The sequence below is a fragment of the Pantoea sp. OVA07A genome (assembly GCF_019969975.1).
GTDB lineage: Bacteria > Pseudomonadota > Gammaproteobacteria > Enterobacterales > Enterobacteriaceae > Pantoea > Pantoea agglomerans.
This window is the reverse complement of sequence record NZ_JAHXYM010000001.1, coordinates 1282239-1298624: the sequence shown is the minus strand read 5'-3', so window position 1 is coordinate 1298624 and position 16386 is coordinate 1282239. Positions and strand designations below refer to the sequence as shown.

The 16386-nt window shown below is 43.6% G+C and carries 14 protein-coding genes and 4 pseudogenes; 10 read left to right on the top strand and 8 right to left on the bottom strand.

Translation table 11 applies throughout. The annotated features are described in order from the left end of the window. Positions 1-21: 21 nt before the first annotated feature. The 3 genes from LC417_RS06210 to LC417_RS06200 form a co-directional block, all read right to left on the bottom strand. Positions 22-744 (bottom strand): putative quinol monooxygenase, encoded by a 723-nt coding sequence (locus tag LC417_RS06210; protein WP_122889116.1) that lies wholly within the window; start codon positions 742-744, stop codon positions 22-24. Between the two features lie 80 nt (positions 745-824). Then, complete coding sequence (locus LC417_RS06205) at positions 825-1388, bottom strand: NAD(P)H-dependent oxidoreductase (protein WP_033766663.1); 564 nt, start codon at positions 1386-1388, stop codon at positions 825-827. A gap of 212 nt (positions 1389-1600) precedes the next feature. Next, the gene (locus tag LC417_RS06200; protein ID WP_179257105.1) at positions 1601-1924 is read right to left on the bottom strand and encodes a superoxide dismutase; all 324 of its coding nucleotides are present in this window, start codon (positions 1922-1924) and stop codon (positions 1601-1603) included. 141 nt (positions 1925-2065) lie between these two features. Here LC417_RS06200 and LC417_RS06195 point away from each other — a divergent pair, with 141 nt between their 5' ends. Next, positions 2066-2965 (top strand): LysR family transcriptional regulator, encoded by a 900-nt coding sequence (locus LC417_RS06195; protein ID WP_010671249.1) that lies wholly within the window; start codon positions 2066-2068, stop codon positions 2963-2965. 302 nt (positions 2966-3267) lie between these two features. Continuing rightward, a complete protein-coding gene (locus tag LC417_RS06190) occupies positions 3268-3594 on the top strand; it encodes a SymE family type I addiction module toxin (RefSeq protein ID WP_223565616.1) in 327 nt (108 codons plus the stop codon). Positions 3595-3911: 317 nt separating this feature from the next. Here LC417_RS06190 and LC417_RS06185 read toward each other — a convergent pair whose 3' ends face one another. Beyond that, complete coding sequence (locus LC417_RS06185) at positions 3912-4235, bottom strand: hypothetical protein (RefSeq protein ID WP_124889764.1); 324 nt, start codon at positions 4233-4235, stop codon at positions 3912-3914. Between the two features lie 498 nt (positions 4236-4733). On the opposite strand from LC417_RS06185, the gene LC417_RS06180 reads away from it, so the two are divergent. The 5 genes and pseudogenes from LC417_RS06180 to LC417_RS06165 all read left to right on the top strand — a co-directional run bounded on the left by LC417_RS06180 (position 4734) and on the right by LC417_RS06165 (position 6869). Then, positions 4734-4961, top strand: coding sequence for a DUF333 domain-containing protein (locus tag LC417_RS06180; protein WP_089414547.1), 228 nt, complete (start codon positions 4734-4736; stop codon positions 4959-4961). Between the two features lie 129 nt (positions 4962-5090). Continuing rightward, on the top strand, positions 5091-5303 hold the full coding sequence (locus LC417_RS06175) for a hypothetical protein (protein WP_064689934.1): 213 nt from the start codon (positions 5091-5093) through the stop codon (positions 5301-5303). Further along, positions 5278-5427 (top strand): annotated as a pseudogene (locus LC417_RS22585) (LexA family protein); the annotation flags it as partial. The gene LC417_RS06175 and the pseudogene LC417_RS22585, both read left to right, overlap by 26 nt. 199 nt (positions 5428-5626) lie before the next feature. Next, a complete protein-coding gene (locus tag LC417_RS06170; RefSeq protein ID WP_223565615.1) occupies positions 5627-6430 on the top strand; it encodes a DUF3289 family protein in 804 nt (267 codons plus the stop codon). Then, positions 6423-6869 (top strand): DUF943 family protein, encoded by a 447-nt coding sequence (locus tag LC417_RS06165; RefSeq protein WP_045140695.1) that lies wholly within the window; start codon positions 6423-6425, stop codon positions 6867-6869. The genes LC417_RS06170 and LC417_RS06165 overlap by 8 nt, the downstream gene beginning before the upstream one ends. Before the next feature lie 335 nt (positions 6870-7204). Here the strand turns inward: LC417_RS06165 and LC417_RS06160 are convergent, their stop codons facing one another. Next, a complete protein-coding gene (locus LC417_RS06160; protein ID WP_223565614.1) occupies positions 7205-7345 on the bottom strand; it encodes a hypothetical protein in 141 nt (46 codons plus the stop codon). Positions 7346-7455: 110 nt separating this feature from the next. On the opposite strand from LC417_RS06160, the pseudogene LC417_RS06155 reads away from it, so the two are divergent. Then, positions 7456-7654, top strand: a pseudogene (locus tag LC417_RS06155) (hypothetical protein); the annotation flags it as partial. Positions 7655-7665: 11 nt separating this feature from the next. Here the strand turns inward: LC417_RS06155 and LC417_RS06150 are convergent. Further along, positions 7666-7818 (bottom strand): annotated as a pseudogene (locus LC417_RS06150) (Arm DNA-binding domain-containing protein); the annotation flags it as partial. A 607-nt stretch (positions 7819-8425) separates the two neighbouring features. Then, positions 8426-9573 (bottom strand): IS3 family transposase gene (locus tag LC417_RS06145; RefSeq protein ID WP_223565613.1). Its coding sequence is split into 2 segments (ribosomal slippage): positions 8426-9336 and positions 9336-9573, totalling 1149 coding nucleotides; the frame shifts between segments, so codons are not numbered across the junction. Between the two features lie 84 nt (positions 9574-9657). Between LC417_RS06145 and LC417_RS06140 the strand changes: the two are divergent. Continuing rightward, positions 9658-10029, top strand: a pseudogene (locus LC417_RS06140) (toprim domain-containing protein); the annotation flags it as partial. A 54-nt stretch (positions 10030-10083) separates the two neighbouring features. Then, positions 10084-11181, top strand: a complete 1098-nt coding sequence (locus LC417_RS06135) for a helicase RepA family protein (protein ID WP_223565729.1) — start codon at positions 10084-10086, stop codon at positions 11179-11181. A gap of 256 nt (positions 11182-11437) precedes the next feature. On the opposite strand, the gene LC417_RS06130 is transcribed toward LC417_RS06135, so the two are convergent. Beyond that, on the bottom strand, positions 11438-16375 hold the full coding sequence (locus LC417_RS06130; RefSeq protein WP_223565612.1) for a type ISP restriction/modification enzyme: 4938 nt from the start codon (positions 16373-16375) through the stop codon (positions 11438-11440). Positions 16376-16386 lie beyond the last annotated feature (11 nt).

Sequence of the window (16386 nt, the reverse complement as noted above, 5' to 3'; positions counted from 1 at the left end):
TGATCAGCTTCCTGGTAAAGGTCAGTTAACAAAAGCATTAAGAGCGCCACGGTTTTTCAGCAGAGCTGGCACCACAGGGATCGCCTCTTTGCGGTCGGTCATCTCAGCTGTCAGCCGGATATAGTCGCGAAAATGGGGCGTTTCGCGGTGTTGCTGATAGGCGGCGTCACTGGCGTAGATTTCATAGAAGAACCAGCGATATCTGTTTTTTGCATCGGTCGCGGCATACATCGCCAGTACGCCCGGTTCCACCTTCAGTGACTCTGCCATTTCAGGCAGCACAATATCGCGGAATGCCTGCTGATCGGCCGGTTTCACGTCAACAATCACCAGGTTATTGATGGTTTCTTTATTCTGTACGAAGGGTTTATCACCCAGAAACTGCGGCTCCAGCACGGCGCTCTTTTTCTGGCCGATAAGATCAGGTGCGCGTGTAATAAAAGACCGGTACGGCTCTGAACTGAGATGTTGCTGGTATGCCTCTTCACTCGCATAAATTTCAATCATATAAGCCTGATGAGCATTTTCTTTATGTTTCAGTGAATACATCGCCAGCGTACCTGGTTGCTCTGCCAGCGAACGGGTAATATTATCTCTGGCAACTTCATCGTACTGTCCGTTTTTTCCGGCCTTAATTTCCATTTCATGCAGATTAATGACACGATTTGTGGGTTCTGTTAAAGCGGCTGCCGATGCCGGGCCGGCCATCAGCAGAGTCAGAGTCAGAGCGGTAATATTGTTCACGGTATGCCTTAATTATCGGATGAGGTGATTTGCGATTCATTCGGTGCATTAACCGGCGCGATTTCTGTTTCATCTGGCTATTAAGCCGTCGTGAGTTCCGCATTAAGTTGAGCAATTAATCGCGACGCGTGTTGCTTTGCTGCAGCAATTTGCTGCGTGATAATAGCTTCATTACGACTGGCATAGCTTATCCCGCAGGTATAAACCGGTTTCTGCATCTCCAGATTGCAGAGTCGGGCGGTGGTTTCAAACTGAATCAGATAATCCTCCAGCTGATGACCAAAGACGCCATCTGCCGCGTATAACGCCTGCGGTGCGCCAGTGGTGAAGGAGAGGATCAGTTTTTTACCGCCGAGTCTGGCCGTCGATCCGTGCGCAAACCCATGAACAAATACGTCATCCAGCCATAACTTCATGAGCCCTGGCAGCGAATACCATGAGAAGGGAAATTGCCAGACGATAATATCTGCCTTCAGCAGTGCATCCTGTTCGGCGCTGACATTGATATTGTTGTCCGGATAAAGTGCATCCAGACGACGGATTTCAGCATCAGGCAGCGCAGAAGCGACTTCATTAAGAATGGTAGCATTACCGACCGAATGGCTCAGGTCAGGATGACCGGAAATAATTAATATATTTTTCATTTTCAGTTTTTAATCATCTATTTTTTAACAGATAGCCAGGCGTTGGCGATGCCATCACGCGCTGGTTACTTTTTGCCGTCCGGCACCGTTTAATCAAATCCAATCGCTACGGCTTCCGCCTTTCCTGCCGTTAGCGCTTCACGCGGCGTTTTTACTGCGCCGCCTCCCTGACACCTGTCGGATGACAACACACGGTAGCGGTTTGCGACTGATCATTGAGTCGCGCCCTCTTGCTGAGGCTTATACTCTGCAGCGAACAGGCTTTCCCAGTTGGTGAATGCACCTAACGGGATGCAGTCAAAACTCAGCAGACCGGATTTTGCCAGCGGAAAGTCAGCCAGCAGGCTTTGAGCCTGTTCCACCGAGTCGCATTCAAGGAAGATCGCGACACCGGGTCGATCCTGTCGGTAGTAAATATCGCGTAGCGCACCGGATTTAAACAGACTCCAGGCATGGAAAGCTTCGGCAGCCATATGAGGATGATACTTTTCCAGCGTGGCATCGGGGGCGGGTTTATCCAGACACAAAATTCGCATATCAATCTCCTGAGATTCACGGCCAGGGGGAACTGATAAGGAGTATATGCTCGCGATTTAGTGAAGATTAGGCCACTATTGACTCAAAGATATTTAGTCTGCGGCTAATAATAAGCAGCCCGATTGTGTCAGGATTATCCCGTGAACAACGCCATCTATAACCAGATACGCATCTTCCAGAGCATCGCCCGCGAAGGGAATATTTCATCGGCAGCGCGCAAACTGGAGATTACTCCCCCCTCTGTCAGTAAGGCGCTGAAGCTACTTGAAGCGCACATCGGTCATCCGCTATTTGTGCGAACCACGCGCCGGATTGAGCTGACCGATGCCGGACAGCAGCTGCTGGAACAAACTTCAGCAGCGGTAGCCTCGCTGGAAAAATCGCTGGAAAGCATCCGTGACCAGAATCAGGAACCGTCGGGACTGGTCAGAATCACCCTTTCGCGCTTTGCCTATCTGCTGGTGCTGAAACCTGCGATGGCCGCTTTCTGCCAGCAATATCCCGGTATTCAGCTGGAAATTTCGGTATACGATGGCACCGTGAACATCATTGATGAACGTTTTGATCTGGGGATCCGGTTTGGCGACATTCTGGAAGGTGGCGTGGTGGCGCGACCGCTGATGAAGCCGTTTCGCGAAGGTTTGTATGCCTCTTCTGCCTATCTGGCAGCGTTCGGTATTCCAGCGTCTCCGTCTGACCTGCATCAGCACCGGCTTATCGGTTACCGGTTTATCACCAATAATCGTATTCTGCCGCTGATTCTGGATCATCATGGCGAACAGCTGACCGTTGAGATGCCGGGTCAGTTGATGAGTAATGATATTGAGGTGATGGCTGATGGCATTCGCAACGGGCTGGGTATCGGGCGACTGTTTGAACCGGTTCATAATTTACAGCCGGATAAAGAGGCATTTATTCCGGTGATGGAGCGTTACTGGAAAACTTATCCGCCGGTTTATCTCTATTATCCTAAAAGCGCGGGTAAAACGAAAAGAGTAAAAACGTTAATCGACTTTCTGCTTAAGCACACTGCGGGTTAAGCACCGCTTACTAATAGCGTGCTTACTGAATACGGCTAATGGCAGATATTTATGACGAGATATCATCTGTGCCTTTCCTTATATTCCGAACAATGAATGCTTTCAGTTAATTGCATTTTTTTGAGATCGTTATCCTAAAATTTGCTGTTTATCAGATGATTAAAGCCACTGATTTACATCGATTTTCAGCTGGACTTTTCCTGCAATAGTTGATTATATGTACAGGTATTTAGCGCGATACAGAGGTGTTGGAGCACCCCTGTATCGCTAATCACAATCACTATTGAAAAGGAATAGAGATCATGACTGATTCAGAGTGTAATGCAGTTGGTTTAAATTCAGAAGCCCCTTCCGTTTCCCAGCGCAAATTAACGGTGAGTTACGCCAGCCGGTATCCCAGTTACGCGCGTATTCCGTCGATTATCATGAAAGGCCAGTGGCTGGCTGCCGCCGGATTTACCACCGGCACCGAAGTAGAAGTAAAAGTCACGGCGGGCCGTATTGTGCTGACGGTCAAACCACCAGAGCCGGTCGATGAGCAGCTGGTTAACGCGTTAGCGCAGCTGAATAAGCTGCCCGCCAGGAAACAGAAGCAGGTTCTGGCTTTGTCGGGTGTGGTTGCGGGGTAGTGGCGTTGAGGTAAAAGGATGCCGCTTCTGGTTGGGGAGCGGCAGATCAGTATTGCTGGCAATAATTATCCGCGTTTTTAAATTTAAATTAAATTTTGCCACGCCAGCGTAGCACTCCCCTGTTTTAATCGCCTTTTATAATGAAAGGATAGATAATCTATAGATTGGAATGATTTCTGGAGAATTATTAAATGGTTATTATCAGATTGCTATCGCAAAATACAGATTATCGATGTACACACTATGTTCCTGTAAGGATCGTACAACTATAAATGCGTGCCAGAAACAGGAATCAGATAACTAACCTTGGATAAAAATTAGCGCTTACATTCTCTGGTAAATTTATATGATTTCCATGCTAGGTTGAGAGGTGTAACAAAATAGATCACAAGAAATGCAAACGTCAGAACAACAATATATGGAATAGCATTTGAAGCATCTGCATTGAAAATGCCACCCAGCCCAATAAGCATCAAAATAATAAGAGCAATGACTCCGCCCCAGAAGCGTTTACTTAGATCAATCACGAGGCTTTGAAGTGTATCTTTTTTTGACTCGTCTTTTTTTATAATACTTTTGAGTTTACCGATCTCTTTATCGGAGAAGCCGTTATTATAGAGTTCTTGCTCAAATTCGCTCATCTGATTCATCCTGAATGCCGTTGCGATACGAGCAAAATATAGCACAGTGTACCTGAGCCATGCTAACCCTCCTCTTTACATGGGCGGCACCGGTAGCGCCCGATGATATTATCTGCGGTGCTGTCATTGCTGTGGTGTAACCCGTTAATCCCGCGATGGCTGCCCCTCCTTAAGTGCTCTATCAATGCGCCTGTTACAGCTGACGAATAAGCGGCCAGCAATGCAGCTGCTGAAAGCCGGTTGATGGGGCCAACGCAGCTCTGGCTGTAACCTGATGAGATGCGATCCTAAAGGTAAGGGATAGAGGTGATGCACCTAATGAACACGATGTATGTATAAATCCACACTAACTGGCGGGATTAAGCCCAGGTTATGATCTGATTTCAATGGCTACACAGGGTCACAATAGCCGTTTAATTAAACAGAAAAACCAGCGCGAGATGAAGCAGCGTGGATATAACGATTAACCCTCATCAATCTCTTCAGATAAGGTTAAAAATGAAAACAATTACAATCGCAGCGACCATTTTATTACTCACAGCCTGTGTACCCCATAATGACAGACAACACGCTGTGGGCATGGCTAACCCAGCCTCTGTGTATTGTGAAAAGATGGGCGGCAAGCTGGACATAGTGAAGGGCGCGGATGGTGAATCAGGTTACTGTACTCTGCCAGGCGGAGAGCGCATCGAGGAGTGGGCGCTGTACAGAAGGGATAACCAATAGACTCGTTGGTCGGAAGGGATATCAGGGCAGCTATCAAGGAGCCGTAAGAATGGGACGTGGCTTTATGAAAGGAGGATTACCAGCATACGGCCGCATTGATGTTCCTGATTTCACAAAGTGTGTAGTGCGATGAAAATACTGATATTTATTATAATCTTCTCCGCAACTTGGTTTCTCAAACCTGAAAGCATCATCAGATCCCTGGTAGAAGGCCACATTAGCGGTGATGGTGAAGGCGCTATGGATAGTTTCGAATTCACAGTGATTGCACTTAAGGCGGTGCTTTCTGCTCTGCTGGCCTTTATCGGTGTCTGGCTATATCGCAAAGCTAACCAACGATAACGAAGCGACATTCAAGAAGCTGTTCATCGACGGTATCCACAAGTACCTCAAGGGGCTGAACCCGCGGTGGCCTATGGTGCCGGTTAGAGGGGAGCAGATCAGAACGGGATTGCACACCAGATGAGTGTGACTTTCAATAGATGCTAATAGACATCCGAATAAATTAACCTGGCTGAACGCCTTGATATTCAAGGTTCATCACTGCATGATTATGTGGGCGTAAATGACTCTGAACATAGTAAATATTAATAAAATTCTTAATTTACCTCACAAATAGAAAATGTATAATACTTAATCATTTGACTGAAAGGGATTGATTTTGAATGAAAGGAATCGACAAAAAACTTATCATCTTCACTACAAAAAAAAGATTCAATGACAGAAATGCTGATGACATGCAAAGTGGCGACATGGATGCTGATATACTGAAAAAGCATTATCATCTCGGGCAAGTATCAACTTTCATCGACTGGACTACTTTTGGTCCCTCCTATCAGCATCCTGCTACTAATTCTATACAGCCAGTTAGTAGAGAAAAAGCCATTGCGTTGTTATATGATGAGCTACGCTCTCAGTCCTATGCCTTTTCTTTCCGAGGACCATACCAGGGCTTGATCATAAATCTTTTCAATCACATGCAACGTAGTAATGGAAATGATTTTCAGCATCCGTTTATGGATAATGCCTACAGAAATCTCATTTTGAGTGACAACTCTAGCGATAGCACATTATCCATAATTAAAAACACTATCGAGCAATTTGATTTTAATAAGTCACAATTGACGAAAGAACATTTTTCAAATGTATTATCTAAAAGTCGTTTACCAAAATACACAAGATGGAAAGATTTTGTCAATGGCATGGGCATTACCGTCCATGACATAAACAGCACAGAAATTTCTATAGAAAGCCTGACCTTCCAGGGCAATAAATATACTGCGACTATCAAATACAGAGCACAAGACCATTTTGGCTTAGATAAAGAAGATATCTTAAAAGCTAAATTCAACTCAATTAGTTTCTTTAGAATATGGTTCGTTCTACAGAGGGCTAAGCATTTAGCTCAAAAGCCATTTTTCACAAATTTCGGAGCAACTATAACATTGACAGGAGAAACCAATGTTTAAATACAAAAGGATTGGAGCAGTTCTGATTTTGTTAATATCAGTATATTGCATATGGATTGCTGTAAGACCAGCAAAAATAGTCAGAGTTGATAATGGTGCAGTTTTTGTAGAACATTTACCGATGACTACAGAAGGAAAACTAAAATGGTGGTTAGAAAACAAAGATTCGCTTCAGAATAAATATCATATTATCAATACCCGAGATAACTTCACTGTTATCATCATGAACTTCGATGGTTATGAAAAGTTACCAACAGGAACCAGAGATGGTTCAATTGATGACTATACCTGCTTTGATGATACTAATGGCGGGCATAAGAAATGTGTATACAACAGCATAGCATTAGTTATAAGAGGGAGCCTTGATAGAAAAGCATTTATAAATATAGGCGATAAAACATATATACAGAGTTCTGATGGTAGGGTAACATTAAAATAAAAAAGATATTTTTTACTAAATCGCTTCAAAATTTAAATAGTCTGACCAGGTAAATCAGGCTATTTCAAAATCTTTTTGACTAAATTCTTTTTTAATAACCACATCATCTTCTTAAACAAAAACAGAATTTATTTTGCTTTTCTCTTCTTCAACCATTTTTGTTTGAATTATGCTTGTAATCTTATTAGTATCAACATCAGATGCTAAGACTGAAAAAACCACCAGTCAACACTATTGCATTCAACAATTTCGGTTAATTCAAAACATTCAACTATGCTCACGATTTTTAAGCAATCCTGAGAGGCGTAATACTCTCTAAACATAATATAAACAATCTATTCAGCAGGATACATTCTATAGCTTTCAGTAATTTTATTCTTTTCTAATAAATCTACCAAATCATCATGCACTTTGTTAACAAACTCTTTTGCCTCAGTAAATGATATTTGTTCATCTTTCATTTTATCTTTACTCATAAAACCCTTCATTCTTATTTATAATTCCTTTAACGCAGATTTATTTTTATCAATATAATTCACATAAAACCTAATGGAGATTTTTGGAAGAACTAATTGTCAGAGTGAATTATGTCTTCACTAATCGCCGTGTAAGCAAGTCCCAGCACATGGGAAAAGACACTCTTAACAGGGCCATAGCGAAGCTTTGCGGTATTGAGCCTGGCAGGAAGAAGCAACCGCCCAATGTTGAAGAAGCAACCGCCCAATGTTATGGGTGATATTGAATATTTTACTGTTCATGATCTGCTAAGAACGAGCCGGAGCTTACTATGCCACTACACCCGCTTCTCTTTACCAGCTATACGGTATTTGAGTCTCCAGCTTTTGGCTCCGTTTGGAAATATTTCAAGATACATACCACCACTATTGGCAAGTTTGTATGACTTTTCTTTTGGCTTAGCAGAGTCAATTTGTCGGGCTGTCAGCTTCATTTGGGGGCATCCAGTTGATTGAACCTGGCAATGCCCCCTATCCTGCCCTCAATCGAAACAAGAACGCAATAGGTGACCCTGGACCAAACTGGACCACAGAGAATTGTTATATTCTGATTTTAAAGGAAAAAGTAGACCAGAAAGGATGTTAACAGAAGAAAATATGGTCCTTACAGGATTCAATAAAAACAAACAACCAATTGAAACAACTGATTAAAATCAAGTTCAATTATCGAAAGTGCCCCCTATAATGCCCCCAAAGATATTTTGTTATGCATTTCTGCTTGATCATACGAAACATGGTAGGTGAAACCAAAATTAGAACTATTAATTATAAAAATAGAGAGCATTTGAAAAAAATGCTCTCTACTCAAAGATAACATGTAAAACTACTTATAACCCGCCTTATACTTTTTTAAAATCTCTTCGGAATTATAACTCCTCATTTCCTTAGCAAATGCGGTTGCTTGATATACAGACCATAACTTCGTGATCATTGTAATTATCATTATTACAAAAAAGATTTCAGAAAAAACATATATTGCCAACTAGATACCAGATGCAATATCAGGTGATTTATGCAGCGTTTTGAATCGCCACGGATAATCTAGACACTTCCGAGCCGTTGATAATACTGGTTTTCATATTCTGTCGGTGGCATCTGATCGCTAGAACCATGCCGACGCTTACTGTTATAAAACATTTCGATGTAATCAAAAATATCGCTGCGGGCTTCTTCCCGCGTTCCGTAGATCTTTTTCTTTATCCGTTTGCGTTTCAACAACTGGAAAAAGCTTTCTGCAACCGCATTATCATGGCAGTTACCGCGACGGCTCATGCTGCCCTCCAGGCCGTGTGATTTCAGGAACGACTGCCACTCATGGCTTGTGTACTGACTGCCCTGATCCGAATGAACCAACACCTGTTTTTGGGGATTACGCCGCCATACAGCCATCAGCAGTGCGTTCAGGACAATGTCCTTTGTCATCCGGGATTGCATGGACCAGCCGATAATTTTGCGTGAAAACAGATCAACAACCACGGCAAGATACAGCCAGCCTTCGTGGGTCCTGATGTAGGTTATGTCCGTTACCCAACGCTCATCCGGAGCATCCGGATTGAACTGTCGCTGGAGCCTGTTGGGCGACACGATACTGGCCTCGCCTTTACGTGCCCGCGGGCTCCGGTATCCGACCTGAGCCTTTATCCCGACACGTTTCATCAGTCGCCAGACTCTGTTCACTCCGCGCTGTTGCCCGCTGTCCCGCAGATCCAAATGGATTTTGCGATAACCATAGACGCATCCCGATTCCAGCCAGAACTGTTTAATCTGTCCTGTCAGTCTTAGGTCTGCCTGATGGCGTTGTGAATGCGGCTGCTGAAGCCAGGCGTAAAAACCACTGGGATGAACATCCAGCACCCGACAGAGCAGGCGAACAGGCCAGCAACAGATGTTGTCACGGATAAAGGCGTACCTCAGTCGGACAGCTTTGCGAAGTACGCCGCGGCTTTTTTTAATATGTCCCGTTCGTCGGTAACCCGCTTCAGCTCTTTCTGGAGACGGCGGATCTCGGCCTGAGCATCTGACTCTTCTTTATTAGTGGAAGAATCTGGACCGTACTTCTTTATCCAGGCGTAAAGGCTGTGGGTGGTGATATCGAGACGTGTTGCAACGCTGGCAACAGAATAACCGCGATCAACAACCTGTTTGACTGCTTCAATTTTAAACTCTTCGGGATAACGCTTACCGCTCATGGACACCTCTCTTTAAGCCATCTTAAATGACTCTGAGGTGTCTGTTAAACCCGTGGCGATTCAATTCAAGATATCGATGGTACGTTGATTAGCGCACAATTGATCAACGCGGCCGGCGAGAAACGATACTTGCCAGGTACTCGTCAGAATGGTGGGTTCATCAAGGTTGGCGATTCGAGTGATACAGCAAATATCATCATCACAGAAGGCTATGCCACTGCAATAACGGTAAACCTTGCAACAGGTCATTTTGCGTTAGCGGCCATGCCTGCTAATAACTTACTGAATATCGCTGTCACTGCGAGGCATAAATATCCCAATAGCAATATCATCATGGCTGCTGAAAATGATTCAATTGAGGCTAACAACGTTGGTTTAGTACAAGCAGAAAAAGCGGCAGTAGCCGTGAATGGCTGGGTTTCGCTACCCCCTGATCAAAATGCTAGCGATTGGGATGATTACCGCCAAATTCATGACGAGGCGGCGGTTAACGAAGCATTTCATCTCCAAATGTATCAGCCAGACTCACAGCTCTCATCAATCTCGCGCATTCAAGAACGCAAGCCAGACCTCAGCACCTCCCTTCCCTTACGCAAGGGCTCTGATGGTTTTGATACCCGACAGGATTACCTAATTAAAGGTTATCTCCCCAGCGCGTCAGTAACCAGCGCATACGGCGCAAGTGGTTCTTATAAATCCTTTCTGGCGGTCTCTTGGGGATGCCACATTGCCACTGGCAAACCTTGGGCAGGCAGGCCAGTTACGCAAGGTGCAGTAATCTATGTCGTTGGCGAAGGCGGAATTGGGGTTCCACGCCGAATTCGTGCCTGGGAACAAACTCTCAATAACGGCTCGCCAATCGATACACTTTACCGCATCGACTGCCCAATTTTTCCAGCCAGTTCCGAAAGCGTGCAGCAAGTCATCAGGGCCGCCAATGACGTCAAAGCGGCTTCAGGCATGCCTGTGAGATTGATTATTTTAGATACTCTTGCCCGCTGCTTTGGTGGCTCAGATGAGAATGCCGCCAAAGACATGGGGGCATTCATTCAGGGCTGTGACGTAATAAAGGCTGCTACTGAGGCTACAGTCTTGGTCATTCATCACTCCGGCAAAGATCAGGACAAAGGTGCGCGAGGTTCGAGTGCATTCCGTGCAGCCCTTGATGTTGAATTTAACGTCCGACGCGAAGGTGAAGGCGGAGCGCTGATCCTTAGCTGTACCAAAATGAAGGATGCCGAGGAGCCACCACGGCAGGCCTACGATTTGGTGCCGGTAGAGCTCTATATCGATAATGATGGTGATCAAATCACCTCTTTAGTTTTGAATGATGAAGGACGACCTGTCATGGATGACACCGATCCCGAGCTAACCGGCATTTCACATCTAACTGACAACCACGTCGCCCTTTGGCAAGCCATTCGCTCCCGAACCGCCAACGGTGATGCCTGTACTCGTGCGCTAGTTAGAGATGATATGCGAGCGATGGGATTCGATGTCTCTAAGAAATTCACTCGTTGGCTGGATAAGCTGGAAAAGGAAGGCCGTGTCATTTGTGAAGGTGAACATATTAGGCCGGTTTATCGAGAGTTTAAAGCGGGGGAGTAAATGGGGAGAAGTGGGGGAATTTGTTATAGACGCTACTCTAATTACAGTTTCCCCCCACTTACCGTCTATAGATGAGCAGCAAATGGGGGAAATCAGCCCACCCATTATTAAACAATAAGTTATGCAAAATTGGCCAGTTAAAAAATGGTCGTTAGGTTATATTGATGAGGCGGGGGAAAGGTGGGGGAAAACATTTTCCCCGTGTGATTAAGTATATATAGGATGGTGCTAGCACCATCCTATATTATGAGCGACGTTATATATCGAGCTTTGGCAGGCTGTTTACAATCTTTTGAGTCTCAAGACTCACTGTGATAACTCGTAAAAACAACTCTAGTGGATATTTAGCGTTTCCCATTGTTTCAATTGCCCAGTCATTGGCATCATTCACAATACCGCTGTCCTTATGGGTTGAAACACTTTGCCGCTCCATCACCCATTCAAGAGCAGACTTACCATTCACAATGTAGTCATAGGCTTCAATCGGGATATTTTTTATGCGTATTTTGTTGTTATAAATGACAGTATCTTTTTCACCTTTTTTGGCGAATTTCATTTTTTCAACATAAAAATCCTCTTTACCTAACTGGGAATAATTTAGGCTACCGGTATCAAGAGTTGCTTTATATGGCTCTACGGTTTCATAGTTTAAATGTAACTCAGCTAAATCACGCCCAGCGTGGGAGAACGCCCAGAAATCGTCTATTTTTTTCACGCATGGAATTCGTGGTAACTCTTTGCTTAGGTTATCGGCATACCGTTCTCGATAATCATCAGAATGAAGCAAGCCATATACATAATAGAAAATATCTTCTTTAGTAACAATTCCTGTTGAGTAAAAATCTTGAAAATATTTCAACCCTCCATCACTAATAGCCTTTTTACGGCTATAATCTCCACCTTCTTTAACTGACTTAGATTCACATAACAGATCATTTTTTGCAATTTTACTTACATCATACAGATACAGTGGAAAGCATTGCCCTTTAGAAATACATTCCAGATCCATAATTTTATCTGAGATTAAAACTGAAAATCCTTTAGTTGAGCCACGCCCTGTAACTGAAATAATCAAATTTTCCGCATCATCGGTCGGAAAAATTTGTGGTATTTTATACAGGCGCAAGTTCAAATCTTTATTTTTACAATACCAACTCTTTTGAAAAGGCCTGTACAATGAGAGAGCAAAATCTGAGCAACCTAAAACAAGCTCTTTATTTTTCGCACACCTAAGTTGCAATTCCCCATCCCAGCTAATTTTAGTGGCATCATTACTAAAGAAGCTTAGATATTCATTATTTTTGTTATGTTTGCAGTACTCCTGATATGCGTTACGCTGCTGATTATAAAAATCAGTCATATTTTTTGCGTTATTTAAAAGCTTACCCTTAGAAAAATTAAACAACCAACTATCCTTTGATGTCATTACGCCGCGAGAATAATCATCGAACAAACTTTTAGCACTTTTATCTTTTTTATCCCCGATAGCAATAAATTCTTCAAAGCTATTATCACGTTGATTTAGCCAGTCGTTATGGTTATCAGGCTTAATTAAATCCCAAGCATTAGCTTTTGAAATTCCATCAATACTTGCAAAATCAGAAATTTTTTCTAGTTTTTCTTCCCGACTCAAGTAGTCGCCAATATCATGAAAGTAAATTTTTCCGTTACTTGCTGCATTTGGATTTTTTACCAAAATAGCAATCGCAATAGGGGCACGGCTACCACTACCGAATATTTTTCCACCTTCTTGTCGTGATTGTTCTCCAGATTTTCTTTGGTTTCCTCGCAAATGAAAAAAATACAAGCTACTGAATTCATCAGTTAAGCATTTCCTCATCCCGTCAGCTGAGTTCGAATCAATATACCCGCCATTGGTAACGAACCCGATGACACCTTTCTCACCTATTCGGTCACTCGCCCATCTTATTGCTCGAATATAAGAATCATATAGTGAATTTTTCAACGTTGCCGTTGTAAATTTAGCATAGGTAGATTCGATACGTTTATCTAAGAGTGGATATTTTACATTCGCGTTGTTGTCATTGCCTGATTCCTGCCCTGATGAGTAAGGTGGATTTCCGATAATCACACGAATATCAAGAGCCTTCTGTCGCTTTCGGCGCTCACTATTATCGGCCAGAACCTCACTGACCAAATCATCTTTTTCATACATTTCAAAGGTATCAGTTAGACAAATCCCTTCAAACGGCGTGTAGTCCGACTCTGCCGTAATGGCGTGATACACTGCTTCAATGTTAATTGCCGCAATGTAATAGGCTAATAGTACAATTTCGTTTGCATGGATTTCATTTTTAAACTTGTAAGCTAGTTTATCTGGGGGGATAATTCCACTTTGCAGAAGGCGGGTAATGAACGTACCGGTTCCAGTGAACGGGTCGATAATATGTACACCCTCATCCGCTAGTGTTTGTCCGAACTCTTGTTTCAGCACGTCATTTACACTGTGAATAATAAAATCTACCACCTCTACGGGTGTATACACAATTCCTAAACGCTCCGTCATTCGTGGGAATGCGTTTCTGAAAAACTTATCGTACAACTGCACAATAATCTGTTGTTTACCTTCTGCGGTTGTAATGCCATCAGCCCGCATTTTCACTGATTCATAGAAACTGTTTAGTGTTCTTGCTTCTTTTTCGAGATGATGCTCATGCAAAGTATTCAGCACATTCTGCATCGCCATACTCATGGGGTTGTGGTCGGTAAAATTATAGTCAGCAAATAGCGCATCAAATACCGGCTTGGTAATTAGATGCTGTGCCAGCATTTCAATGATTTCATCGTCTGAAACACTGTTATTCAAGTCATCACGCAACTCATCGGCAAATGCCCTGAACGCGCTGATTTCAGCCGTATTGACTGGATTATCCAGAATGCCATGAATACGGTCGATATGGGTTCGGGCAATTTTGGCAATATCATTAGCCCAGTCCTCCCAATGATGACGGTTACCGCATTTTTTGACGATTTTGGCGTATAGTGCCCGTTCAATTTCTCCGACGGAAAACTCAATATCAAACTGTTCAGGTGTTGGGGTTACAGATGAACCGATACCATTACTTTTGCGCGCTTTGCCTGCAATCTCCGATTTTTTTGTCTGCCGTTTGGTTTTCTTCACCACTTTATCGGCAACAGCAATTACTTCCATTCTGCTGGTATCTTTCCCGTTAAATTCCAGCTTATTAATCATGGCATCAAAGCGGTCATCATGCGCCCTGAGTGCATTCAGCACCTGCCAGACAACACGGTATGCCTGATTATTATTTAAGGCATTTTCAGGCTCTTCTCCGGCGGGGATCACAACTGGAAGGATGACGTAGCCAAGCTCTTTACCTTCAGCGCGACGCATAACACGCCCGACCGACTGGACTACGTCCACCTGAGAACTCCTCGGGGTTAAAAACAACACAGCATCGAGCGAAGGCACATCAACGCCTTCAGATAAGCACCGGACGTTAGATAATATTCGGCAAATATTGTCATCCGTTTCAGCTTTCAGCCACTCAATCTTGGATTTTTTCTCAGTGGCGTTCATACTGCCGTCAACATGCTTGACTTGACACTGAAGTCTTAAGGATGGGTCAATCTCCTGTTCAGGCGCGTTTTCTTTAAGATGCTCAATCTCTGATGCTTGATAGGCTTCAACTACTGCCCCGAACATTTCAGTGATGAGTTTTGAGCTGACCTTATGCGTTTTGCCACGAAAGTCCTTTTCAATCACTTGACAGAAAGCAACAGCCCGCTTCATCGCTTCAGGATGGATACCATCAGAAGCGGCTAATCCCTGTTTCGCTAGTGCTTTCCAGCAACCAACAATTTTTGCCGCATCGTCCACTTTGAGCTGATTGTTTTCATCTCTCAATAGAGACTGGATACGGCGGCTAATATGGCTTTCCTCAACGGCCAGCACAATGACTTTGTAATCGCACAGAATCCCTAACTGAACAGCTTTTGAGAAAGTAATAACATACAAATCCTCGCCATAAAGTTTTTCATTATTCATCGAATATACATTGGAAACACCTTCAGTATTTTCAGCTTCATCACTGTAAATACGAGGTGTTGCAGTCATATATAGCCGTTTTTTACCGGATATAAAGTCATTGTCGTGAATACGAACAAAGGCAGATTCCTCCTCCCCTTCAAATGTTGCACCGGTCGTGCGGTGAGCTTCATCACAAATGATGAAATCAAACGCAGGGAAGCCCAACACTTGTGCCTGATGGATCACATCAACAGAATGATAGGTTGAGAAAATCACGTTCATGTGAGGCGGTTTATCATTTCCGAAAATTTCGGGTTGATAGAAAGCGTTGACCAGACTTTTTGCATTTGTGGTGGCGGGGTATTTCAGATCACTGATCCCGACGACGACATTGTCATCATGGTTTTTCTTGCCGACATCATTGTCAGAGCAGACCGCAAAACAGCGAAGATCTATGAGTGTCTCCTGAGTCCATTCATCCAGCGTCTGGCTCAATAATGCCAGACTCGGAACAAGAAACAGTACGGTTTTACCGCGTCCTGCAACAGCTTCAGCAATTCGCAATGAGGTAAAGGTTTTTCCCGTTCCACACGCCATTATGAGCTTTCCGCGATCTGCAGTACTTAAGCCATTTTTCACTGCATTAAGCGCCGGCATTTGATGGGGACGGAGCTGCTTCTTAGCCTTCATTGCAGGCCGGTGTGCTAAGTCAAAGTCAAACTGAGACCAGTCTAGAGCACTTTGTTCAAGGTCAGTTAAACTTAATGCCGTTACAGGGGTAGCCTTATCCTTAAGCATATCCTTCGCTTCTTCTGTCCAGTTATCCGTGGATGCCACAATATAGCGAAGGGTAAAATATGTTTTGTCAGATGCCGCGAGAAAACTATCAATGTCTTTTTTAGATATTTTTGTTTGATTATAGTTTTTACACTGAACTGCATGAAACTCGCCGGTTTTTGTGACAGCAACTAAATCGATGCCTGCATCTTTTTTATGCGTAATTCCAACTGAATTACCATATTGCTCGACCCATGAAGCATAGCTCAGCACGTAAGTATATAGTTCGGCGTACTTGGGCTCGTTAAGGAAATATTGAACACAAAGATTTTCAAAAGTGGTTCCTTTATCCCTTTGGGTGGGGGACGCATTTTCAATTTTAGTTAACAGCTGAGAAAGCGCATTCATTACTTATGTCC

Excerpts from the sequence above, each read along its gene's own strand:
- LC417_RS06205 (WP_033766663.1), bottom strand. The coding sequence starts at position 1,388 with ATGAAAAATATATTAATTATTTCCGGTCATCCTGACCTGAGCCATTCG.
- LC417_RS06200 (WP_179257105.1), bottom strand. The coding sequence starts at position 1,924 with ATGCGAATTTTGTGTCTGGATAAACCCGCCCCCGATGCCACGCTGGAA.
- LC417_RS06190 (WP_223565616.1), top strand. The coding sequence starts at position 3,268 with ATGACTGATTCAGAGTGTAATGCAGTTGGTTTAAATTCAGAAGCCCCT.
- LC417_RS06185 (WP_124889764.1), bottom strand. The coding sequence starts at position 4,235 with ATGAGCGAATTTGAGCAAGAACTCTATAATAACGGCTTCTCCGATAAA.
- LC417_RS06180 (WP_089414547.1), top strand. The coding sequence starts at position 4,734 with ATGAAAACAATTACAATCGCAGCGACCATTTTATTACTCACAGCCTGT.
- LC417_RS06175 (WP_064689934.1), top strand. The coding sequence starts at position 5,091 with ATGAAAATACTGATATTTATTATAATCTTCTCCGCAACTTGGTTTCTC.
- LC417_RS06170 (WP_223565615.1), top strand. The coding sequence starts at position 5,627 with ATGAAAGGAATCGACAAAAAACTTATCATCTTCACTACAAAAAAAAGA.
- LC417_RS06165 (WP_045140695.1), top strand. The coding sequence starts at position 6,423 with ATGTTTAAATACAAAAGGATTGGAGCAGTTCTGATTTTGTTAATATCA.
- LC417_RS06160 (WP_223565614.1), bottom strand. The coding sequence starts at position 7,345 with ATGAGTAAAGATAAAATGAAAGATGAACAAATATCATTTACTGAGGCA.
- LC417_RS06135 (WP_223565729.1), top strand. The coding sequence starts at position 10,084 with ATGTATCAGCCAGACTCACAGCTCTCATCAATCTCGCGCATTCAAGAA.
- LC417_RS06130 (WP_223565612.1), bottom strand. The coding sequence starts at position 16,375 with ATGAATGCGCTTTCTCAGCTGTTAACTAAAATTGAAAATGCGTCCCCC.